Raw genomic sequence first — 23,759 nt, forward strand, 5'->3', positions numbered from 1 at the left:
TATTAAAATCACTACCCGACAGGGTACTACAGTTTATAATCTGTCGCTACCAAGTAGACTTCTCTGGAACGAGCTCGAGAAGAATCCGGTTTACGCGTTTTGACCGTTTTAAAAGCGGCCCTTGCATCCTTCAGGAACTCTTCAAACCCCTGCCCCTGAAATACTTTGACGACAAAATGGCCGCCAGGTTTCAATACTTGGTGACACATATCCAAGGCAAGCTCGACTAAGTACATAGAACGAGCTTGATCAACTGTGCCGTTGCCACTCATATTAGGCGCCATATCCGACAATATAACATCGACATTCCTTCCACCGATTCTATCGGTTAACGCCTCCAACACTGATTCTTCACGAAAATCACCCTGAAGGAAATCGACACCAGCGATTGGGTCCATCGGTAAAATATCACAGGCAATAATTTGACCGTCACCATTAAAGTAATCAGCAACGTATTGCGACCAACCACCAGGGGCAGCCCCTAGATCAACGACAGTGTGGCCTTTTTTGATCAACTTATCTTTCTGCTGTATTTCTTCCAGCTTAAAAACCGCCCGAGAACGCAGGCCTTTTTTTTGCGCTTTTTGCACAAAATGATCATCGAAATGCTCTTTCAGCCAACGCTGACTACTGACACTGCGCTTTTTTCCCATGATTTACCGAAGTTTCCTCAATTAACTGGCTAGAACACCTTATCTGGCGTTACAATAGCAAAAATTCAAGTCGTAAACCGGAATATTAGCAAATGTCATTAACAAATAAACAAAAGCAATTTTTGAAAGGACTGGCTCACCCACTAAAACCAGTTGTTTTATTAGGTGCAAATGGGTTAACTGAAGGCGTTATCGCTGAAATAGAGCAAGCGCTTGAGCACCATGAACTCATAAAAGTAAAAGTGCCTGAAGAAGATAAAGAGTTACGTCAGCAGGTGATGGCAACTATTGTTCAACACACCGGTGCAGAGCAAGTGCAAATTATTGGTAAAACTCAAATTCTGTATAAGCAAGCTGAAGAGCCTCAAATAAAACTACCGCGTCGTTAGTTTATTCGTTTTCTTCTGAAGGTATCGGCGGCTGCATTGCTAAAGCTCGTGCAATAAGCTCAACAGCTTGTTCTTTATTCAGAAAGTTGTCTTTTGACAATAAGTAACAGTCCAGCAGAAAGGCCTCCGCTTTTCTGCTGCCTTCTAGCCCATACTTTTTCATCAAAGGTACAACTCGCCGGTGGGCATTTAGAAAATTTAACCGCTGCCACTGCTCATGCTCTCTAACACTCGCTTTGGTGTAGTCACCGATACTGTAGGTGTATTGAGGTTTGCTCAACTGCTGGCCGGGAGCACAAAACCAATCTAATGAAATACCTTCTTTTAACAATGCCCGAATGATATCAGGCCACGGCAATTTGCCCGTCCGTCTCCAATTATTATACTCAGCTTGGGTTTTACCAAGCCATATTGCGATATCCTTGTAAGTTGTTTTATTCGTCACGAGCTTAAGTCGTTCAAAACATTCTTTGACGGTCAAATCATCAATTTGAGTATAAGAGAGAGGATCGAACTTAGGGGCTTCCGTGTCCATTGTTTAGTTTCTTTGTTTCTTTAATGTTAATAGCCTGTATTAGATGCGGAAATATACAACAATCTGTCGAAAAAACCACCTCCCATGACCCCAAAAACAAAAAAGGGCTGGTAAACCTAAGTTTCCAGCCCTTAAAAACTTTATAAAATTTAGTGTGTTACTTGTACTCTACCTTAACGACTTCGTACTCAACTTCACCATTTGGCGTAGTAACAGTAGCAACATCATCAATTTCTTTACCAATTAAGGCACGAGAAATCGGTGAGTTAACAGAAATAAGATTCGACTTTATGTCCGCTTCGTCATCACCGACAATTTTGTAAGTCACTTCTTCGTCCGTTTTAGTATTGTACACAGTGACTGTCGCACCAAAAATGACTTTGCCATTGTTCGGTACTTTCGTCACATCAATAATTTGAGCGTTAGAAAGCTTCGATTCAATTTCTTGAATTCGGCCTTCACAAAAACCTTGTTGTTCACGTGCTGCATGGTACTCCGCATTTTCTTTTAAATCGCCATGCTCCCGTGCGTCGGCAATCGCCTCAACAATGCGAGGTCGCTCTACCGTTTTTAAGCGCTTCAGCTCATCTCTTAACAGCTGAGCGCCCCGTTCCGTCATTGGAATCTGGTTCATACTAACGATACCCTTTTATGTAATTCTTGCACTGAGCTTACTCTAGCTCTGTCGTCCGCCGTGTTTGCTTTTACCGTCGCGAACGCTGCGTTTAATGTGGTGGTGTAAATCACTTTATTCAATAGAGCTTCACGGCGAATGTAAACAGAGTCTTCTATCGCCTGACGACCTTCTACTGTATTAATGATATAACTGTACTCGCCATTTTTTATGGCATCAACAATATTTGGCCGACCTTCCTGAAGCTTGTTGACGATAGAGCAATCAATGCCCTCTTCTGCCAGCATTTTAGCGGTACCGCGGGTGGCCTCTAAGCTGAAACCTAAAGCTAACAAGCCACGCGCAAGATCCATAAGGCGCTGTTTATCGCTGTCTTTCACAGAAATAAGCGCTTTACCTTTTTTCGCTAACGCTTCACCGGCACCAAGGTTCGCTTTTGCGTAGGCCTCTTCGAAGCTTTCGCCAACGCCCATAACCTCACCCGTTGAGCGCATTTCAGGACCTCGAATTGGATCGACCCCCTGGAACTTCGCAAACGGAATGACCACTTCTTTAACCGAGTAATACGGTGGAATAATTTCTTTTACGTAACCTTGTTCTTCCAGGCTACGTCCCACCATAACCCGCGCAGCTACTTTCGCCAACGGCACACCTGTCGCCTTTGAAACAAAAGGTACGGTACGAGCGGCGCGAGGGTTCACCTCAATTAGATAAATTTCATCGTCTTTTACAGCAAATTGCGCATTCATTAAGCCGTTTACGTTCAATTCAAACGCCAATTTACGCATCTGTTCGCGCAATTGCGCTTGAATGATGTCACTCAGAGAATACGGCGGTAACGAACATGCCGAGTCACCTGAGTGAACACCGGCTTCCTCAATGTGCTGCATGATGCCGCCAATCAACACATCTTTACCGTCGCAAATGGCGTCGACATCAACCTCAATTGCGTTATCCAGGAATTTATCCAACAGCACAGGCGCATCATTTGACACTTTTACAGCATCGGTCAAATAACGCTGCAAGTCGGTCTCGTCATACACTATTTCCATAGCGCGACCACCAAGAACATACGATGGGCGAACGACCAACGGATAGCCAATGCGCTTCGCTTCGGTCAGAGCCTCGTTAAAACCTGTGACTGTTGCGTTTTCAGGCTGCTTCAAGCCCAAACGACGAACCGCTGTTTGGAAACGTTCGCGGTCTTCTGAGCGGTCGATAGCATCTGGCGAGGTGCCAATAATAGGTACACCATTCGCTTCTAACTCACGCGCAAGTTTCAACGGAGTCTGGCCACCGTACTGAACAATAACGCCTTTCGGCTTCTCAATACGAACAATTTCCAGTACATCTTCTAAGGTAATCGGTTCGAAGTACAGACGGTCGGACGTATCATAATCGGTTGAAACAGTTTCCGGGTTACAGTTCACCATAATGGTTTCGTAACCGTCCTCTCGAAGCGCCAGCGCCGCGTGAACACAGCAATAATCGAACTCAATACCTTGTCCGATACGGTTAGGTCCGCCGCCAATAACCATGATTTTTTCTTTATCAGACGGTTCGGCTTCGCATTCTTCGTCATAACTTGAATACATGTATGCAGTGCTTGACGCGAACTCTGCTGCACAGGTATCTACGCGCTTATAAACCGGGTGTATTTTGAACTGTTGACGTTTCTTACGCACTTCGGCTTCGCTGACGTGAAGTACATCGGCTATTCTGGCATCCGCAAATCCACGACGTTTCAGAACGGTCATGACCTCTTTTGAAAGTCCAGCCAAGCCTAGCTCATCAACTTCTTTTTCAAGGTTGATAAGCTCTTCAATTTGAATCAGGTACCACTCGTCTATGCGTGTCAGCTCAAATACTTCGCGAACCGTCATACCTAGACGGAAAGCATCCGCAATGTACCAAATACGCTCGGCACCCGGTTCTTTCAATTCACGAATCACCTTTGAGCGAGCGTCTTCTGCCTGTATGTCAACAACCGGATCAAAACCAGCTGCGCCCAACTCCAAGCCACGCAGAGCTTTTTGCATGGACTCCTGGAAGTTACGACCAATGGCCATTACCTCACCGACTGACTTCATCTGAGTCGTCAAACGGTCGTTACAGTTCGCAAACTTCTCAAAGTTGAAACGAGGAATTTTAGTGACAACGTAGTCTAACGCAGGCTCGAACGACGCAGGTGTGACACCACCGGTAATTTCGTTTTCAAGTTCATCCAGCGTATAACCAACAGCTAATTTTGCCGCCACTTTTGCGATTGGGAAGCCCGTTGCTTTCGACGCCAACGCCGACGAACGAGAAACTCGTGGGTTCATCTCAATAATGACCATGCGTCCAGTATCAGGGTTAACGCCAAACTGAACGTTAGAGCCACCGGTTTCCACACCAATTTCACGCAGTACAGCCATCGCCGCATCACGCATTATTTGAAATTCTTTATCGGTCAGCGTTTGCGCTGGAGCAACCGTAATAGAGTCACCAGTGTGAATACCCATGGCATCGAAATTTTCGATGGTACATACGATAATGCAGTTATCGCTTTTATCGCGCACCACTTCCATTTCGTATTCTTTCCAGCCAAGCAATGACTCGTCAATGAGAAGCTCATTCGTTGGGGACAAGTCCAGTCCGCGACGACAAATTTCTTCAAACTCTTCGCGGTTATAAGCAATACCGCCACCGCTTCCGCCCATTGTAAACGACGGACGAATAATGCAAGGAAAGCCTAAGCGGTCAAGGACATCGAATGCTTCTTCCATGCTGTGCGCCATTTCTGCATTGGGCGTTTCCAGACCAATGGCCTTCATGGCTTTGTCAAAACGATCTCGGTTCTCCGCTTTATCAATCGCGTCGGCGTTGGCACCAATCATTTCTACTTTATAGCGCTCCAACACTCCATGACGATCCAAATCTAATGCACAGTTCAGTGCGGTTTGCCCGCCCATCGTCGGTAAAATAGCATCCGGACGCTCACGCTCAATGATTTTCTCAAGCACTTCCCAGTGAATTGGCTCAATGTAGGTCGCATCGGCCATTTCCGGATCTGTCATAATAGTTGCCGGGTTCGAGTTTACCAATATCACTCGGTACCCTTCTTCGCGTAGCGCTTTACAGGCCTGGGCTCCAGAGTAATCAAACTCGCACGCCTGACCGATAACAATCGGACCTGCGCCTAAAATCAAAATGCTTTTAATGTCGGTACGTTTTGGCATAAGTCGCTCTGTCTATCCTCTCGCTATACGTAATTGCTTATTGAACAACGAATTACGCATTAGCCTGCATTAATTCAATAAAATGGTCGAAAAGCTCACTGGCGTCATGCGGACCAGGACTTGCTTCCGGGTGTCCCTGGAAGCTAAAGGCCGGTTTATCGTTACGGTGAACGCCTTGTAAGGTTCCATCGAACAATGAGCGATGCGTGACATCGAGGCACGCCGGCAGATTTTCTTCATCAACCGCAAAGCCGTGGTTCTGACTGGTTATCATAACCTGCTTCGTTTTAAGATCTTGAACTGGGTGGTTCGCACCATGGTGACCAAACTTCATTTTGACGGACTGCGCACCACTGGCAATTGAGAGCAGCTGGTGACCTAAGCAGATACCAAAAATTGGGATGTCTTTTTCCAGAAAGGTTTTAATGGCTTTTATTGCATAATCACATGGCTCTGGGTCGCCCGGTCCATTCGATAAGAAGATGCCATCCGGGTTCATTGCCAGAACGTCTTCTGCAGTCGTTTGCGCGGGTACCACGGTTAGTTTACAGTTTCGGTCAGCCAATAGCCTTAGGATATTTTGTTTGCAGCCGTAGTCGTATGCAACAACATGATATTTAGACTGCTCTGGCTGGGTGAAGCCTTCGCCCAATTGCCAACTTCCACCCTTCCATTCATAAGGCTGATCACAGCAGACTTCTTTTGCTAGATCCATGCCTTTTAACCCTGGGAACTCTTGCGCTAACTTCAGCGCTTTCTGCTCGTCAAGCTCACCGACAATAATACAGCCATTCTGAGCGCCCTTTTCTCGTAGTATTCGAGTCAAACGACGCGTATCAATATCAGCAATACCCACCACATTATGACGCTGCAAATAGGCACTGAGTGTTTCTTCTTTTCGAAAGTTACTGGCTTTCATGGCCATATCACGAATAATAAGACCTTTCGCCCAGACATTATCAGATTCTTGATCTTCTGAGTTAGTGCCTGTATTGCCAATGTGGGGATAAGTGAGGGTAACAATTTGTTCGGTATAAGATGGGTCGGTAAGAATTTCCTGATAGCCTGTCATTGCCGTATTAAAGACAACTTCACCGACGGCGGAGCCTTCCGCTCCTATTGCGGTTCCGCGAAAAACGGACCCGTCGGCAAGCACCAGAATCGCTCGTTTAGCGGATTGACTCGCTAGAATACTCAAGGGCAACCTCCGTACATAAAAAAACGGGTGAATCAAATAATTTGACTTCGCCCGCCTTGCGTCCTGAACCGCGCATTTTGCCTGTTACATCCAAAAGCACGTTAACTGACTGAATTAACTGCCCGAATTGACTTAGGCAAATTGCACTTATTCTACGAAATTTTACCCAAATCGTCCAGTTATATTTATTGTGTGAGTAACTGACTAAACACCTTATTGAGCTCCAGTATGTCCTGCATACTATAGTAGCCGGGCTTCTGGTCTTGTAACCATAACGCCGCATTAACGGCACCTTGTGCAAAGGTATTTCGATTGCTGACTTTATGGCCCAGCTCTATCCGTTCGCCTTCTGTGGCAAGAGTCACCTGATGTTCACCAATAATATCGCCAGCTCGCATGACCGAGAAGCCGATACTGTCGTCTTGTCTGACACCATCACCACGTACTCCGCCATTCACGGTAGTCCATTCTTGCTGTCTGCCTACTGCGGCGGCTTCTCCAAGCGCAATAGCCGTGCCGGATGGCGCGTCCTTCTTGTGTTTATGATGAGCTTCAAATATCTCAATGTCAGCCGTTGATAAAGCTGCACTCGCCAAAGCAACTAACTGCTCTAATAACGCAATACCGACGCTGGTGTTGCGAGCGTATAGGACCGGAATATCTTCAGAGGCTTTCATTAACTGTTGCTGCTGATTATCGTCCAAACCTGTCGTGCAAACGACAATTGGAATACCGTTCTCGCAAGCAAACGAGAGATTGTCGTCCAGAGCTTCGGGTAACGAGAAGTCAATGAGTACGTCGATATTCTGAGCATTAGTGTCTTCCAGCGAAGTATACTGAAGCCCACTTTTAAGCTTTTTCCCATAGGAGCTGCTGGCTGCTCGTACAACTGCAGCGGTTAATTTCGCCCACTCACTTTGACTAAGTGCACTAACAACCGTTTGTCCCATACGCCCGGACGCACCCAAAACTCCAACTTTCAACATTATTATGACTCCACTTTAACTGTGCTGTCATCCTGCAACAGGTTTTCGCTGCGTGCAACTACTCGTGATACCATCATATCACCAGTGACATTTGTCAGCGTTCGCGCCATATCGATAATGCGGTCAATAGCAGCAATAAAAGCAATGCCTTCCAAAGGCAAACCAATAACATTCAATGTAACCGTCAGCATAACTAAGGCGGTGCCCGGTACGCCAGCTGTGCCAACCGACGCCAATGTCGCCGTCAACATTATCAGCCCATAATCCATCCACTCTAACGGAATGCCATAAAGCTGAGCGATAAAAATTGACGCAACGGCAGGGTAAATCCCCCCACAACCGTCCATGTTTATTGTGGCGCCCAGCGGTAATACAAAACTTGCATAATCCTTTGATACTTTCAGACGTTCCGTTACTGCTCTGTGGGCGGCCGGTAAAGAGCCGAATGAGCTGCACGTGGTAAACGCAACAACTTGTGCGTCAAACACGGCTTTGAAGAACTGCCAGGCGCTCATACCGCCCGCTGTGCGAACCAAACCACCATAAACAACCACAATATGAATAAGGCACGCCAAGTAAATAACACCAACAAACTTAGCCAGCGGCAGCAACGTTGAAAAACCATATTCACCTATAACCCAGGCCATCAGCCCAAACACACCAACGGGCGTTAACTGCAAAACCATGCGGGTAATTTCATACATAACTTCGGCGCCTGATTTGATCGTTTTGCGCAACGGTTCTGCTTTTTGACTTAACCGCTGGATCGCTATACCGACCAGCGCAGCAAACACGACAATTTGCAACACATTCCCCTCTGTCAGCGCAGCAAATGGATTGTCAGGCACAAAATTAAGGAAGACCTCCGACACACTCGGAATGGTCTTTTCGTTCTGCTCGGTTGGGGTCAAAACAGTTTCGGGGCTAATGTCGATAACAGTTGCCAGGGTTAAACCGATTGCGCTGGCAACAACCGCCGTAAACATGAATAGGCCAATGGTTTTTAACCCCAGCCGGCCTAGTTTTTTGCCGTCGTTAAGATCAGTGATGGCGCTAACAATGGCACAGAAAATTAACGGCGCCACCAGCATTTTTATGGCTTTTATAAAGAGGTCACCAAGTGGCTTAAGCGCTATACCAACGTCCGGCGCCAAGCCGCCAATCAGCATACCAGCAACAAATGCGCCTAAAACACGCTGCCAAAATGGAATTGCGAACCACACTTTTAACATACTACTGCCCGTTAGTCGGATAAATGGGCGATAGATTAGTGACTCACTGTTTAAAGGGAAAGAACCGGTTGATATACCTTATAACCGTTTAAACAAAAAAGCGCAGCTAAAACAAGCCGCGCTTTATATACTAAATAGAAGAGGAATTTACTTAGAGGCTTTGTCAAGCGATGTAGGTCGTTGACAGTTAGGTGTCTTTCCTGCAGCAACCGCCTGCTGATAACGATTTTGAAGCGACGGTATTTGTGCCTCTAGATCCTGAATGCGAGTATCCGGATTCGGGTGAGTAGACAATAATTCCGGTGGTGCAGAACCACCTGAAGCGGCCTTCATATTGCGCCATAATTCAGGGGCCTGGTCGAGCTGAAAACCCGCATCAGCCATATATTCAAGACCCAGCTCGTCAGACTCAGATTCATGCGTTCTCGAATACGGTAAAAGAACCCCCACTTGCGCGCCAATACCCAGTGCCGCCATGAGCAAACCCGCTTCTTTGCTATCAAGCTGGCTGTTTGCAATAACGCCGCCAATCTGCAGACCAAGGCCGACCAGCATATTACTGGAAATACGTTCATTACTGTGCTCAGCAATAACGTGACCGATTTCATGGCCAATCACTGCGGCTAACTGATGTTGATTTTCGGCCGTTTCCAAAAGGCCGTTGTATACACCGATATAACCGCCGGGCAAAGCGAAAGCATTAACCGTAGGCTCATCAAATACCGTCACTTCCCACTCTTTCTCAGAGTACTCGTTAGGTAAAGTATCAACCAACGCATCTGTTACACAACGTACATATGCGTTGATCTGCTCATCCTTATTGATCTTCCCTTCTTTTCGCATTTCTTCATAGGAGGCAGCGCCCATTTTGTTCAGCTCACTGCTCGAATATAACTGCAATTGTGAGCGGCCAGTTGGTGATTGCGCGCAACTGGCCAAAGTCACTGCTGCGGTAATGCCTAACAAAGCTGTTTTTAACTGCATTTGCTGCCTCCGTTCATTAACTAACACCTTATAGTGATAGCTAATTTATCCACGTAAGTCATCAAAAAATTGCTTTACGCCGTCAAAAAAACCTTTTTCCTTAGGTCTGAACTTTGCCGCTTCATCACCGGTTCCCATAGACTCTTCCAGCTCTTCGAGCATTTCACGCTGTTTCGAAGACAAGTTCACTGGTGTTTCAATCACCACCTTACAGATAAGGTCACCGACAGCCCCTGTTCGAACTGACTTAACGCCCTTGCCACGCATACGGAAATGTTTACCGGTTTGCGTTTCTTTAGGCACCTTCAGCTTCACTTTACCGTCCAGGGTCGGCACTTCTATTTCTCCGCCTAACGCAGCTTTGGTAAAGCTGACCGGTACTTCGCAGTAAAGGTTGTTACCGTCGCGAGAGAAAATTGGATGTTCGCGGACATGCACTTGAACATATAAATCCCCTGCCGGCGCGCCGTGCTCACCCGCTTCACCTTCATTGGCTAAGCGAATACGGTCGCCAGTATCCACACCTGCTGGAATTTTCACTGACAAGGTCTTAGTTTCTTCTTTGCGACCCTGTCCATGACAAGTACGGCATGGGTCACTAATAATTTTACCTGTGCCCCGACATTGCGGGCAGGTTTGTTGAACCGCAAAAAAGCCCTGGCGCATTTGGATCTGACCAGCACCATGACAGTGACCACAGGTTTGAGGCTTGCTGCCTTTCTTGGCACCGCTACCGTCACAGTCTTCGCATTCCACCAAGGTAGGAATTTTCAGCTCTACGGTTTTACCTCGCACCGCTTCTTCCAACGACATATCCAGGTTGTAGCGTAAATCCGCACCACGTTGTGCACGTGCTTGTTGGCGTCTACCACCACCAAAAATATCACCGAATACATCACCAAAAATATCAGCAAAATCGGCACCACCGCCAAATCCGCCGGCGCCCGGGCCGCCACCGCCCTGACGTGCCTGTTCGAAGGCTTCGTGCCCATATTGGTCATACATCTGGCGCTTCTGCGGGTCAGATAAGACCTCGTAGGCTTGTTTTATCTCTTTAAATTTTAATTCAAGGTCTTTATCGCCTTTCGTGCGATCCGGGTGATACTTCATCGCCATACGTTTGTATGCCTTCTTAATATCACGGTCGCTGGCGTCTTTTGAGACCCCAAGAATTTGATAGAAATCTTGTGTCGCCATAATGTTACGTCTTCTGTCCTACTCTGATACGAATACACGGGTATTACCTTGCGGCAACACCCGTGTTGATTAGCGAAGTTGCCTTACTGCTTACTTCTTGTCGTCGTCTTTGACTTCTTCAAATTCAGCATCAACAACGTCATCATCCGCTTTTGACGAAGACTGTTCGCCGCCAGCTGCACCTTCAGCGCCTTGCTGAGCTTGCTGTTGTTGAGCAGCTTCCATCAGTTTTTGAGACGCTTCCATCAACGCTTGAGACTTCGCATCAATGGCTTCTTTATCGCCATCTTTAGCTGCCTGCTCAAGCTCTTCACACGCTTTCTCGATAGCATCCTTGTCTTCCTGAGACAGGGCGTCACCCACTTCTTTCAGCTGGTTACGAGTTGCATGAACTAAGCCGTCAGCTTGGTTACGCGCCTGCACCATCTCTTCAAACTTCTTGTCTTCTTCAGCGTGAGCTTCTGCGTCTTTCACCATTTTTTCGACTTCAGACTCATCCAGACCAGAAGACGCTTTAATGGTGATCTTCTGCTCTTTACCAGTGTCTTTGTCTTTCGCCGATACGTGCAGGATACCATCCGCATCAATGTCAAACGTCACTTCGATTTGCGGTACACCACGCGCTGCCGGGCGGATACCTTCCAAGTTAAACTGACCCAATGACTTGTTATCGGCTGAGCGCTTACGTTCACCCTGAATAACATGGATAGTTACCGCAGACTGATTGTCTTCCGCCGTTGAGAAGGTTTGCGATTCTTTCGTCGGAATCGTGGTGTTCTTCTCAATCAGCTTAGTCATTACGCCGCCCATGGTTTCAATCCCAAGTGACAGCGGACATACGTCCAGTAACAGTACGTCTTTCACATCACCAGAAAGAACGCCGCCTTGAACTGCAGCACCCATCGCTACCGCTTCATCTGGGTTCACGTCACGACGTGGCTCTTTACCAAAGAAGTCAGTCACTGCCGCACTCACTTTAGGCATACGCGTTTGGCCACCGACCATAATAATGTCGTTGATATCGCTTACTGACAGGTCAGCATCAGCCAGTGCCTGCTTAACCGGCTCAAGCGACTTCTTAATTAAGTCTTCAACCAGCGACTCAAGTTTCGCACGAGTCACTTTAATAGCCATATGTTTAGGACCAGTGTTATCTGCCGTGATGTAAGGCAGGTTCACTTCAGTCTGCTGCGCAGATGACAGTTCGATTTTCGCTTTCTCTGCCGCTTCTTTTAAGCGCTGCATCGCTAAAGGATCTTTACGCAGGTCGATGCCTTGGTCTTTTTCAAACTGCTCAACCAAGTAGTTGATTAAGCGATTATCAAAGTCCTCACCACCTAAGTGCGTATCACCATTAGTCGCTAATACTTCGAACGTGTGCTCGCCTTCAACTTCATCAATTTCAATGATAGAGATATCGAAGGTACCACCACCTAAGTCATAGACAGCAATAACATTGTCGCCAGACTTCTTATCCATACCGTAAGCTAAGGCAGCAGCGGTTGGTTCGTTAATGATACGTTTAACTTCCAAGCCGGCGATTTTACCCGCGTCTTTAGTTGCCTGACGCTGAGCATCGTTAAAGTATGCAGGAACAGTAATAACTGCGTCTGTTACTTTCTCGCCCAGGAACTCTTCTGCAGTTTTCTTCATTTTCTTCAGAACTTCTGCAGAAATTTGTGGTGGTGCCTTTTTATCGCCATCCACTTCTACCCAAGCGTCGCCATTGTCAGCTTTTACAATTTTGTAAGGCATAATGCCAATGTCACGCTGTACTTCATCGTCTTGGAAACGACGACCAATCAAACGTTTAATTGCGAACAAGGTTTTGTTCGGGTTAGTGACAGCCTGACGTTTCGCCGGTGAACCCACCAAAATTTCGCCATCGTCAGTGAATGCAACCACTGACGGGGTTGTGCGGTCGCCTTCGCCGTTTTCAATAACGCGTGCTTTACCGCCATCCAGTACAGCAACACAAGAGTTTGTTGTACCTAAGTCAATACCAATTGTTTTGCCCATGATTCGTCTCCAACTCCAGATTCATGAAATTTGTTTCGTTACCCCTTATTTGGGGGCTCTCTATTTCGATTTCAACACCCTGTAACAGGATATTTGATTAATCTTTATGCTTTCGTATCAACACCTGAGTCTGAATTACGCGCAACCATAACCATTGCCGGGCGTAGCAGGCGGCCATTTAATTCATAGCCTTTCTGCATCACTGCCATAATGGTGTTGTTTGAGTGCTCGCTTGACTCTTGCATTGACATTGCCTGGTGTAAATCAGGGTTAAAGGCTTCGCCTTCTTCACCCACTGCTTTTACGCCGAACTTTTCTAATGTTGAGGTAAGGCTCTTATAAGTCAGCTCAATCCCTTCAATAAAGTTGCGACTAGATTCGTCCTGCTGATCAGCCAGTTGCAGCGCTCTCTCTAAGTTGTCCACCGAAGTGAGCAACTCATTCGCGAATTTTTCCAAAGCAAACTTATGAGCTTTTTCAACGTCCTGACTGGCACGGCGTCTTACATTTTCCATTTCCGCCTGTGTACGAAGCACTGAGTCGCGCTGCTCTTTTACCTGAGCTTCAGCTTTACTCAGAGCGAGCTCAAGCTCTGCAATTTTGTCAGTTTGATCGGCTGATGTGCCTGCTGTTTCAGCTTCAGCTGCAGCAGCATCCTGTTGCAACGCGTCTTCTGCCGCTTGCGCAGCCTGCTGCTGTGCTTTCTGTTGCTCAACCGTCTGGTCAACATTCTGTTCAGTCTGTTGGTCTTTCTTATCCGCCATATTTGACTCTCTTCAGTCGGGTTTAAATTGAGGTTGCCAAGTTAATGGGGGCAAGTTTTTTACTTTCAAGGGGCTTTCTATGACTTGATAAATTTTCCACCTGATATTAGCGTTAACAGCCTAAACCACAGGAACTGTCATTATGAGCGCATTTCAAAGAATTGGCTTACTAGGTAAGGTCAATGACCGCGGCACACAACTCACTTTAGAAACGGTGACGACGGCATTAAACGAACGTGGCTATGACATAGCACTTGAATCCCGCACCGCTGAACAGTTACCTCAGAAGCTGCTCGAGTCCGGTAAAATAAAAACCATGGGCCTTTCTGAATTAGGTGAATGGGCGGATATTGCGGTTGTCGTCGGCGGCGACGGTAATATGTTAGGAGCAGCCAGAGCCCTGTGCGAATACGACATAGGAGTTATTGGTGTGAACCGGGGCAATTTAGGCTTTCTGACTGACCTAGACCCTGACGAAGTAATGACCCACTTACTTAACGTTTTAGAAGGCGAATACCATGTTGAGAAACGTTTTCTACTTTCCGCTGAAGTGATTAGCAACGGGTCTCCGGCTGGTGCGGGGCGAGCCATTAACGAAATTGTTCTGCACTCTGACAAAGTCGCACACATGATAGAGTTTGAGCTGTATATTGACGACCACTTTGTCTTTAGTCAGCGTTCCGACGGGTTAATTTGCGCCACCCCTACAGGTTCCACGGCCTACTCACTGTCCGGTGGCGGCCCTATTCTGCACCCGAACCTCAACGCAATGACGTTGGTGCCTATGTTTCCGCATACATTGAGTAGCCGCCCTATTGTTGTCGACGGAGAGAGTCATATACGGCTGCGTGCGGCCTACGACAATGATTTATTGCAAATTAGCTGCGATGGCCACGTACGGATGGCTGTGCATCCAGGCGATGATATTGTTCTTAAAAAACATGATCATGCGTTAAAAATGATTCACCCCGTCGACCATAACTATTACCACGTACTGCGTAACAAACTCGGCTGGGGCAGCCGACTATTTTAGTCGTGATAAGCAAACTGAGCTTGCAATAAAAAAATAGTACTGTATAAATACTGTATAAACTGTACAAATCAACAGTACTCTGAACGTACACGTCTATAAGGTGCATTTATGTTAGCTCAGTTACACATCCGCAATTTTGCTGTCGTAAAGTCTTTAGATATCGATTTCGCAAAAGGCATGACTGCCATCACGGGCGAAACCGGGGCTGGTAAATCCATTGCCTTAGATGCTTTAAGCTTATGTTTAGGTGCCAGAGCTGACGCTAACTGGGTCCGGCCAGGTCAGGACAAAGCAGAAATTAGCGCAGTTTTTACGGTTGATTCAAACAGTCCTGCCGCCCAGTGGCTTAATCAAAATGACTTCGATTCGGAAGAAGAGTGTATTTTACGACGTGTCATTCAGCGCGATGGTCGCTCAAAAGCCTGGATAAACGGTACCCCGGTTGCGCTAAACCAACAAAAACTGCTGGCTCCCCTATTAGTGAATATCCACGGGCAGCATGAACACCAATTATTATTAAAAGAAGACCATCAATTAGAGCTGCTCGATAACTACGCAAGACACACTGATTTGCTGTCAGCGGTTGCAGCGCAGTACCGCCAATGGTTCGAGCTTGAAAAGGAGTACAAGCATTATATTCAGCAACAAGATGAACTGGAGGCGCAACGACAATTACTTGAATATCAGGTGGAAGAACTGAATGACTTTGCGATTACTGAAGGCGAATTTGAAGAACTGGAACTACGCCATAAAAAGTTAAGTCACAGTAAATACTTAATGGAAGCCAGTGCCTTTTCACTCAGTGCGCTTTACGAGGGCGAGCATAACAATGCAACAGGGCTGGTTTCTTCAGCGAATCAACGATTGGAAGAAGCAGCGGATATCGATGAGCACCTAAAGCCGGTTTGCCAGTTATTGGAACAGGCCAAAGTACATATTGAGGAAGCCGCACTCGAACTGAGACATTATCAGGATGAACTAGAGCTCGATCCTGCTGAGCTGGACATTGTTGAAGAGCGTCTCAGTAAAGCCATTAGCTTAGCCAAGAAGCATCAGGTTGCCGCTGCTGATTTGTGGCAACATCACCAAAAACTAAATGCCGAACTCGATAACATTGTTAATGCTGATAAAAACCTTGAACAGCTTGATGCCGATCGCCAGCAAGCTGAAACTAATTACCGTGCATTGGCGCAGAAACTTTCTTCCAGTCGTCAAAAAGCAGCTGATGAGTTGAGCCAGAAAATTACACAGTCAATGCATGAGCTCAACATGCCTCACGGTCGATTCATTATTGATGTCGAGCATGACTCGGCTAAAAAGGCATCCCGTCTGGGTACTGATGATATTCAATTTGAAGTGACAACCAACCCAGGCCAGCCACTGCAGTCTCTCAGTAAAGTTGCATCGGGCGGTGAACTTTCGCGTATTAGTCTTGCCATACAGGTCATGACAGCAACCCAGAAGTCAGTGCCAACTATGATGTTCGATGAAGTTGATGTTGGTGTAAGCGGCCCAACTGCGGCTATTGTTGGCAAGATGCTACGCGAGCTTGGAAAAACCGCTCAAGTTATTTGCGTCACTCACTTACCACAGGTTGCTGCAAAAGCTGATAATCAGTTCCAGGTCAGTAAATACAGTGACAATGATGAAACAGAAACGACGGTAACTGCTCTCAGTCATAACGAGCGGGTGACAGAGCTTGCTCGCTTATTAGGCGGAGATAGCGTTACCGATATGGCAAAAGCAAACGCAAAAGAACTTTTAGCAAGTTAGTCGCTGACTGTGCTGGTGTTCAGGGGCTGCTTTGTTTATCATCGTCAAAAGTCGAATACAGTGACAATAAAGAACAATAGGTACTTCATGACCAAATTTGCAGTTTGTATCGCCGCACTGCTGAGCTTAGGCGGCTGCTCCATGCTTGATAGTATGGTTTACAGAATCGATATTCCTCAAGGCAATTACCTTGAGCAGGACGATGTTGATAAACTTCGTGTCGGCATGACTGAAGAGCAGGTTATTTATGTGTTGGGTAAGCCGGTTGCTGAAAACAGTTTTGACTCAGATCGTTGGGTTTACCTCTACAACATGAATCCGAACGAAGGCAAAATATACCGTAAAGAACTCATATTAACTTTTAATAACGAGCGGCTAAGTGATTTAAGCGGTGATTTTGCAAAGTCAGAACAGTTTGATCAGCCTCTTGATCAGTAATAAGCCCTAACATGAACTAAGGAGCATTATGGCGAACTCCTCAACGCCTGATGAGCTCGTCCGTGTTGTCCGAAGTCCCAGTGACAAACGTGACTATCAGCACTTGGTTTTAGAAAACCAACTTAAAGTGCTGCTAGTCCATTGTCCTGACAGTTCCAAGGCTGCTGCATCAATGGCCGTAAACGCAGGCCACTTTGATGATCCACCTCATACTCAAGGCCTCGCTCATTTTTTAGAACACATGTTTTTTATGGGCAGCCAGTCTTACCCAGAACCGAGTTCATTCAATGACTTTCTTAGTGCACATGGCGGCCAGCATAACGCCTGGACAGGTACAGAGTTCACGAATTTTCATTTTGACTGCAACGCCAACGCTCTGGAAACCGCTTTAGAACGCTTCGCATCAATATTAAAAGAGCCTTTATTTTCTAATGAGTGGGTGCAAAAAGAAAAACAATCAATCGAGTCAGAGTTTCGGTTAAAGCAAAAAGATGAACTACGTCGGCTTTACCAGGTTCATAAAGTCACGGCGAATCAAGACCATCCTTTTTCCCAATTCTCTGTCGGAAACCTGAACACATTAAAAGATGATAAACACGGCACCTTACAACAAAAGTTAATTCAGTTTTATCAAGACCACTATAGTGCCAATCAAATGCAGTTGGTGGTTGCCGGACCGCAACCATTAAACGAGCTAGCTGACATTATTCAACAGCTTTTTGCTGACATACAAAACCACAAAAAGCCCAAGCTATCGATTAAAGCTCCGCTTTATACCGCCAAGCAAAAAGGACTCTTTTTGCAGGTTAGACCGTTAAAAAAAGCCTACCGCCTAATTTTAACTTTTCCATTGCCAGGCATAGATCGAGATTATCGAAATAAGACCACCAGCTTTATTGCCCATATTGTTGGTTACGAGGGCCCAGGCAGTTTATTTAACTGCTTGCGTGACAAGGGCTGGATAAACTCTTTGTCTGCCGGCGGCGGTATTAGCGGCAGTAACTTTAAAGACTTTAATGTCAATATTCAGCTAACGGAGTCGGGTCGCAAAAATATTACGACGATACTCCAGTGGGTTTTCGCCTACTTAGACAAAATCAATACTGACGGAATTGAAGACTGGCGTTACCAGGAGAGGAAAATCACATCAGAACTGAGCTTTTTGTATCAGGAGCCAACTCCTGTTGGTGAGTTAGTTAGTCAGTTAAGCATTAACGCCTTTCACTACAGCAAAGCCGATATCATTTACGGTGATTACAGAATGGATGGGCTCGATCATGATTACGCGGCAAAGCTTTTAGCCCTCATGACGCCAGCGCATAGCCGCATTACTTTAATCGCACCAGATGTTGAAACGAACCAAAAGGCGCCGATTTACGATACCGAATACAGCGTAATAAAGCTCACCGACTCTCAGTTAGATCTATTCAGTCAGCCCCCTCGTGACTTCTATGCTGTGTTGCCTAAACGCAATCGCTTTATAAACGACCGGCTACACCCTCAACCCCTGGAATCAGAAAAAGCATTACCGACGTGCCTCTCAAGTTCAGACTTAATGGAGCTTTGGCACTTACAAGATAACGAATTCAGGGTGCCAAAAGGTCATATTTATTTGGCTCTCAAGCTACCAGCTGTCACCAGCTCAGCCTATTATTTTGCTATAGCAAGGCTTTGGTCAGAAATTATCATTGATGCGTTAAACGATGACCTCTATGACGCTGAAGTTGCCGGGTTGCATTTTAATATCTACCCCACTCAACAGGGGATTGTTATTCATACTACCGGGCTATCCGAAGGGCAACTGCCTTTAATGTCACATTTAATGAAACGAGCATTGCTATTAAAGTTCGCTCATCGTCGCTTCCGGGATATCAAACACACATTGGTCGCCAATTGGCAGTCGGCTCATCAAAATCAACCTCTAAACAAACTCTTTGCAGAGCTAAACCAACAATTACAGCCCGGACTATTTAGACTACCTGAGCTGGCAAATCAGCTACTGTCTCTGTCATTTCGTGAGTTTACTCAGGCATTAGAAAAAATGTTTGAACCTGTCTATATACAGGCCTTTATGCACGGAGACTGGCAGAGCCAACAGGCCGATAAACTCGCAACACTCATTCGTGAAAACCTACCCACACAGCGTGCGGCTGCAAAAGACAGAGAGACAGTAAAAAGGGTCGGCGATTTTTCTAATAAAACGCTGGAAGTGCCCTGCTCTCACTCAGATAACGCCGTGTTGTTTTACCAACAAGGTAATAATGACAGTGAACAAGAGCAGGTATGCTACATGCTGCTGCAACAACTGGTGCATCAACCCTTCTTTCACGATATTCGCACCAGGAAGCAGCTTGGCTATGCAGCAGGAAGTCAATATTTTCCGATACAACGATTACCAGGCATTCTCTTCTTTATTCAGTCAAACACAGCTTCAACTGACAGACTGAATAGTGAAATTTTAAACAGTCTGGAGCAACTCTTTGTCCTACTGGACTCAACAACCCTGAAAGCCTGGCATCACAGTAAGTCCGTGCTGGAGCAACAAATTCGCACTCGAGACAGAAGTTTACGGGTTAAAAGTCAGCGTTTATGGGGCGCAATACAGCTCCGCGATACCTCATTTAATCGGCAGTTAAGACTCCTTGACGCATTGAACAAATATCAACTGGCTGACTGGCTGTCTGACATAAAACAAAAATTGTCACAAAATTCAGGGTGGCTAAGACTTCAAACTACCTCGCAAGGCAAGTAAAATAGGCTTTGACAATAAAATGCCGAACCATTAAATTAACATTTAACTAACAAAAAGAGTCGTTTAAACGACCACCGGATCTCCTGTGATAATGACTTTGCCAACAAAGGTGTGGAAGTGCACCTACGCATGCTTTTTACTTTTGTTTACCGGCTTAGCCTATTCCGAGACCGATGTTCCACCACTCCTTCAGGTACAGAATGGGCATTTCATTACGACGGCTGACGGCTTACCTAGTAACTATGTGGACGATGTAGCGAACGGTCCTCAAGGCTTTCTTTGGGCATCAACAGCGAAAGATCTTGTTCGATACGATGGCGAGCAGTTTACTTCAGTTAACGATATTAATTTCATAGAAAAGCCTTCCTCAGCTCGGTTGTTGGGCACTAAAGATCGACTATGGGCTGCAGACAAGGATCGCTTGTGGATACTATCATCCAATCACTCATGGGCGTCATTTGCCTTGCCCAACCACAACCAGAGAACGGTACAGCTGAACCATATTAGTTCCGCGAAGAACAACCGACTGCTTTTAGCAACAACGGAAAACCTGATTATTTTCGACGCACAAACTCACTCCTTCAAAGAGCAGCCTCTCAGATACAGCGGTCAACCCATTACAGGTATCCGTTTTATCAGTTTTCATAACGATTGGTTCTGGTTAAGCACGGTGGCAGGCGGGATCTACGTTTGGGATGGCTCGTCCGAAAATGTATTTTCAATTACAAAGAGCAACCCGATTACAGACAAACTAGACGCAAAGAATCTATACGCCTTGACGTCTTTTAACGATAATCTTTGGCTTGCCACAGATAATGGCATCAAAGTACTCAATGATGAATTACGAAAAGCGCCTACGCCTGAAGCGATAGAAAAACTCAACGAAGTTATTGTTGATATAAAGGTTCACGATAAGCAGTTATTTGTTGCAACCGAAAAAGCCATTTACACGTTGAATTACGGAGCATTAAAGCAACTAACTACTGACGGCATTACGGGCAAGTTAACATTCAATGTTAACGGCGATTTATACATTGCAACCGCGTCTAACGGACTTTATGAAATTCCGACAAACTATGCGCCGGCCATCCTGAAAAGTTTTACGAGGCCCAATAAACTGAGCGGAAATACTCAATCTTACTTACCCGGCTCGCTCAAACAAGCAAGCACTTTCAGTCGAGTGAACAATCACAATTATTGGGTCGAATCCGACTTAGGCATTGTCCACTATGATTTCGCCAAAGAAGAAATCATCGAAATCGTAAATCCCCCAAACCAAGAACAAATAAAAGACATAGAAGCCTACTCAGACAATGTTTATTTACTCACATTAAGTCATCAACTGTATCGGTATAACACTGTCACCCAGACCTGGCTGCCAATGCCCCTAAATTATTCTCCAACGGATAATTTTTGGCTTACACGTCTAGGCGATACACTTTGGCTTCATTCTGACAAAGCAGCGTTCCCAATAAATGACTTTTCAGAAATTGGCTCAAAACAAACAATAAATAATGCACCATCATTGTTTTATTCATCGCTCGCTATTGATACAAAACAAATGAATAAGGCGCTCAACACCTGGTTTTCCATTCCATTCTTTAGTCCAGTGGAAGAACTCATTTATCGCTACAGACTCGACAGTGACTCCGACAAATGGGCTTATCTGACTCATTCTGAGCTACCGCTGCGTCTTGAACAATCAATACCCGGCACCTATCAGTTAACCGTTCAGGCCTCTATTGATGGCGAAAATTGGTCTGCTGAAAGCCAAACAAGTTATCGCATTTCTCATTCATTCTGGAGTACGCCGTACGCTTATATTAGTTACCTAGCCATTAGTTTTTTGCTACTGGTCATAGTGATAGCCTTGTACCGCCATAAATTGAAACGTATCAATACCGTCATTGCCTCTCTCGACGGACAGGCAAAAGCGTTACGGTTTAGCCGCAGTCAATATTGGCAATGGGATTTATCGACAGGTGAACTTTTAAGGCAGCATATCTGGCCACAGTGCCCAGCTTTTCCTGTCGACGGCCGCCGCTTGAAGTCCCCACAAAGTACCTCGTCAAACATCCATCCCAGCGATGTTCTTCGCATGCAGTCCGCACTGGACAAGCATTTGAACGGCGACTCTGAGTATTATGAGTGTTCTTACCGTATCAACAACAATGGCAACTGGCTTTGGGTGCTTGATCAAGGCTGTCTCGAGCGTACCAATGGCTCTGCAGTGATGCACGGTACATTGAGTGACGTAAGTAGTCTCGTTAGCTCACAAGACCGAATTGATATGCTGGCAGCGTCCATCACCAATATTTCTGACGGTATTTGTATTTTCGATCGCTTCTTCAAGAAAGTAGAGGTCAACAAAGCCTTTGAGCGCATACTGGGGTACCCGCGGGAACAGGTTTTGAGTAAAAGTTTTCACCTCGACTTATACTCTGAAGAATTTACCAACCAGATTAAGCGTACAGTCATCAAAGAAGGTACCTGGCGTGGTGAGTTAAGCGACCTAAAAGCTGACGGCAGTGAGTTTTTAATGGAGTTAACCTTAGACGCGGTCCATGATGATGAAGGCGACTTATCTTTCATCGTTGCCAGCTTCTCTGATGTTACTGAGCGCCAGCGCACGGAAAGCGAGCTTCGCCGCTTATCAAATACTGACACCTTAACCGGTTTGCCTAACCGCTCATACTTTCAGGTAAGTCACTCGAACTTAGTGCGTAAAAAAGTCTCTCACACCCTGCTGTTGTTTGACTTAGATGACTTTAAAAAGATAAACGACTCGCTGGGGCATGAAGTTGGTGATGATTTGCTCTGCCTGGTTGCTGAGCGGCTTATGGATATTAGTCGACGGCAGGATACACTTTACCGACTGGGTGGTGATGAGTTCGGGTTATTGATCGAAGACAGTACTGACTTGCATCTTATCGGTGACTTAGCGCACAAAATTAACCGCACCATTGCAGAGCCCTATTCTGTTAACAATCACGATATTGTTATTGGCAGTTCCATTGGTATTGTCCTGTTTCCACATGACGGCATTACCTCACAAGAACTTCTTCAAAAAGCCGATATGGCGATGTATCACGCCAAACAGCGCGGCGGAAATTGCTATCAGTTTTTCAGCCAGTCGATGAATGAGAACGCCGTGCAGCGACTGAAGCTGGAAAACCAACTGCGCGTCGCTTTGAAAAATAATGGCGTTGAAGTTTACTATCAACCAAAGATTGAGGTTCATACTGGACACATATCCGGTATAGAAGCGCTGGCAAGAATAAAAAGTGAGGACGGCTCTCAGATAAGCCCGGCTGACTTCATTCCTTTGGCGGAGGAAACGGGCTTGATTATTGAGCTTGGGGAACAAGTTTTACGTCAATCATGCCAAGCGATGAAAACCTTCATGCAGTATGCTGGGTCGCCAAAAACCATTGCAATTAACCTGTCGGCTCGCCAGTTTATGCAATCTGGTCTGGCATTGCAGATAGAGAGTATATTGCGTGAAGAGTCCCTACAGCCGCGCCATGTTGAGTTTGAAATAACCGAAGGCATGGTCATGAGCGACCCTGAACGCGCGATTATTATGATGGAGAACCTGTCTGATATGGGAGTTAAGCTGGCCCTTGATGATTTTGGAACGGGCTATTCGTCACTTGCTTACCTTAAGCGGTTCCCGATGGACAGCTTAAAGATAGACAAAGCCTTTATTGATGACATAACCACCAGCCCGAAAGACCGCAGCATGGTAGCCTCAATTATTGGTATGGCTCATAATCTCGGTCTGAAAGTGATTGCCGAAGGAGTTGAATCTGAAGCTCAGCTGGAGCAATTAAAAAGCCTTGAATGCGAATACATCCAAGGCTTTTATTATGCGAAACCAATGCCTGCTGACGACTTTATTGAGTTTATCAAACAGCACACAGCAGACGTGATTGACGTTTAACTGTTCAC

Annotated in this window: 17 protein-coding genes; 6 read left to right on the top strand and 11 right to left on the bottom strand. The window is 45.9% G+C overall.

Features of this window, described 5'->3' with window-relative positions; all coding sequences use genetic code 11:
* Positions 1–26: 26 nt before the first annotated feature.
* Positions 27–653 (bottom strand): 23S rRNA (uridine(2552)-2'-O)-methyltransferase RlmE, encoded by a 627-nt coding sequence (gene rlmE / locus CWC33_RS01125; RefSeq protein WP_100690450.1) that lies wholly within the window; start codon positions 651–653, stop codon positions 27–29.
* A 92-nt stretch (positions 654–745) separates the two neighbouring features.
* Here rlmE and yhbY point away from each other — a divergent pair, with 92 nt between their 5' ends.
* Entirely contained in the window at positions 746–1,042 is a 297-nt protein-coding gene (yhbY, locus tag CWC33_RS01130; protein ID WP_100690451.1) for a ribosome assembly RNA-binding protein YhbY, read from the top strand.
* A 1-nt stretch (position 1,043) separates the two neighbouring features.
* Here yhbY and CWC33_RS01135 read toward each other — a convergent pair whose 3' ends face one another.
* The 10 genes from CWC33_RS01135 to grpE all read right to left on the bottom strand — a co-directional run bounded on the left by CWC33_RS01135 (position 1,044) and on the right by grpE (position 13,812).
* Positions 1,044–1,577, bottom strand: coding sequence for a hypothetical protein (locus tag CWC33_RS01135; RefSeq protein WP_100690452.1), 534 nt, complete (start codon positions 1,575–1,577; stop codon positions 1,044–1,046).
* Positions 1,578–1,734: 157 nt separating this feature from the next.
* A complete protein-coding gene (greA, locus tag CWC33_RS01140) occupies positions 1,735–2,211 on the bottom strand; it encodes a transcription elongation factor GreA (protein ID WP_088768523.1) in 477 nt (158 codons plus the stop codon).
* The gene (carB, locus tag CWC33_RS01145) at positions 2,208–5,432 is read right to left on the bottom strand and encodes a carbamoyl-phosphate synthase large subunit (protein ID WP_100690453.1); all 3,225 of its coding nucleotides are present in this window, start codon (positions 5,430–5,432) and stop codon (positions 2,208–2,210) included. Before carB ends, greA begins: the two co-directional genes overlap by 4 nt.
* Positions 5,433–5,484: 52 nt before the next feature.
* On the bottom strand, positions 5,485–6,630 hold the full coding sequence (gene carA / locus CWC33_RS01150) for a glutamine-hydrolyzing carbamoyl-phosphate synthase small subunit (protein WP_100690454.1): 1,146 nt from the start codon (positions 6,628–6,630) through the stop codon (positions 5,485–5,487).
* A gap of 185 nt (positions 6,631–6,815) precedes the next feature.
* Positions 6,816–7,616, bottom strand: a complete 801-nt coding sequence (gene dapB / locus CWC33_RS01155) for a 4-hydroxy-tetrahydrodipicolinate reductase (protein WP_100690455.1) — start codon at positions 7,614–7,616, stop codon at positions 6,816–6,818.
* Between the two features lie 2 nt (positions 7,617–7,618).
* Positions 7,619–8,848, bottom strand: coding sequence for a dicarboxylate/amino acid:cation symporter (locus tag CWC33_RS01160; RefSeq protein ID WP_100690456.1), 1,230 nt, complete (start codon positions 8,846–8,848; stop codon positions 7,619–7,621).
* A gap of 147 nt (positions 8,849–8,995) precedes the next feature.
* Positions 8,996–9,832 carry a M48 family metallopeptidase gene (locus CWC33_RS01165; RefSeq protein ID WP_100690457.1) on the bottom strand — a complete coding sequence of 279 codons (837 nt, stop codon included), beginning with the start codon at positions 9,830–9,832 and terminating at the stop codon, positions 8,996–8,998.
* A gap of 45 nt (positions 9,833–9,877) precedes the next feature.
* Positions 9,878–11,029 (bottom strand): molecular chaperone DnaJ, encoded by a 1,152-nt coding sequence (gene dnaJ / locus CWC33_RS01170; protein ID WP_088768529.1) that lies wholly within the window; start codon positions 11,027–11,029, stop codon positions 9,878–9,880.
* A 90-nt stretch (positions 11,030–11,119) separates the two neighbouring features.
* Positions 11,120–13,048, bottom strand: a complete 1,929-nt coding sequence (gene dnaK, locus CWC33_RS01175) for a molecular chaperone DnaK (protein WP_088768530.1) — start codon at positions 13,046–13,048, stop codon at positions 11,120–11,122.
* 104 nt (positions 13,049–13,152) lie between these two features.
* Complete coding sequence (gene grpE / locus CWC33_RS01180) at positions 13,153–13,812, bottom strand: nucleotide exchange factor GrpE (RefSeq protein ID WP_100690458.1); 660 nt, start codon at positions 13,810–13,812, stop codon at positions 13,153–13,155.
* Positions 13,813–13,954: 142 nt separating this feature from the next.
* Between grpE and nadK the strand changes: the two genes are divergently transcribed.
* From nadK to CWC33_RS01205, 5 genes are all read left to right on the top strand, one after another.
* Positions 13,955–14,845, top strand: a complete 891-nt coding sequence (nadK, locus tag CWC33_RS01185) for an NAD(+) kinase (protein WP_100690459.1) — start codon at positions 13,955–13,957, stop codon at positions 14,843–14,845.
* 108 nt (positions 14,846–14,953) lie between these two features.
* Positions 14,954–16,618 (top strand): DNA repair protein RecN, encoded by a 1,665-nt coding sequence (gene recN, locus CWC33_RS01190; protein ID WP_100690460.1) that lies wholly within the window; start codon positions 14,954–14,956, stop codon positions 16,616–16,618.
* An 87-nt stretch (positions 16,619–16,705) separates the two neighbouring features.
* Positions 16,706–17,056 (top strand): outer membrane protein assembly factor BamE, encoded by a 351-nt coding sequence (locus CWC33_RS01195; protein ID WP_100690461.1) that lies wholly within the window; start codon positions 16,706–16,708, stop codon positions 17,054–17,056.
* Positions 17,057–17,084: 28 nt separating this feature from the next.
* Complete coding sequence (locus tag CWC33_RS01200) at positions 17,085–19,808, top strand: insulinase family protein (protein ID WP_100690462.1); 2,724 nt, start codon at positions 17,085–17,087, stop codon at positions 19,806–19,808.
* Between the two features lie 91 nt (positions 19,809–19,899).
* Positions 19,900–23,751, top strand: coding sequence for an EAL domain-containing protein (locus CWC33_RS01205; protein ID WP_100690463.1), 3,852 nt, complete (start codon positions 19,900–19,902; stop codon positions 23,749–23,751).
* Positions 23,752–23,759: the final 8 nt, after the last annotated feature.

The sequence above is a fragment of the Idiomarina sp. X4 genome, from assembly GCF_002808045.1.
Taxonomy (GTDB): domain Bacteria; phylum Pseudomonadota; class Gammaproteobacteria; order Enterobacterales; family Alteromonadaceae; genus Idiomarina.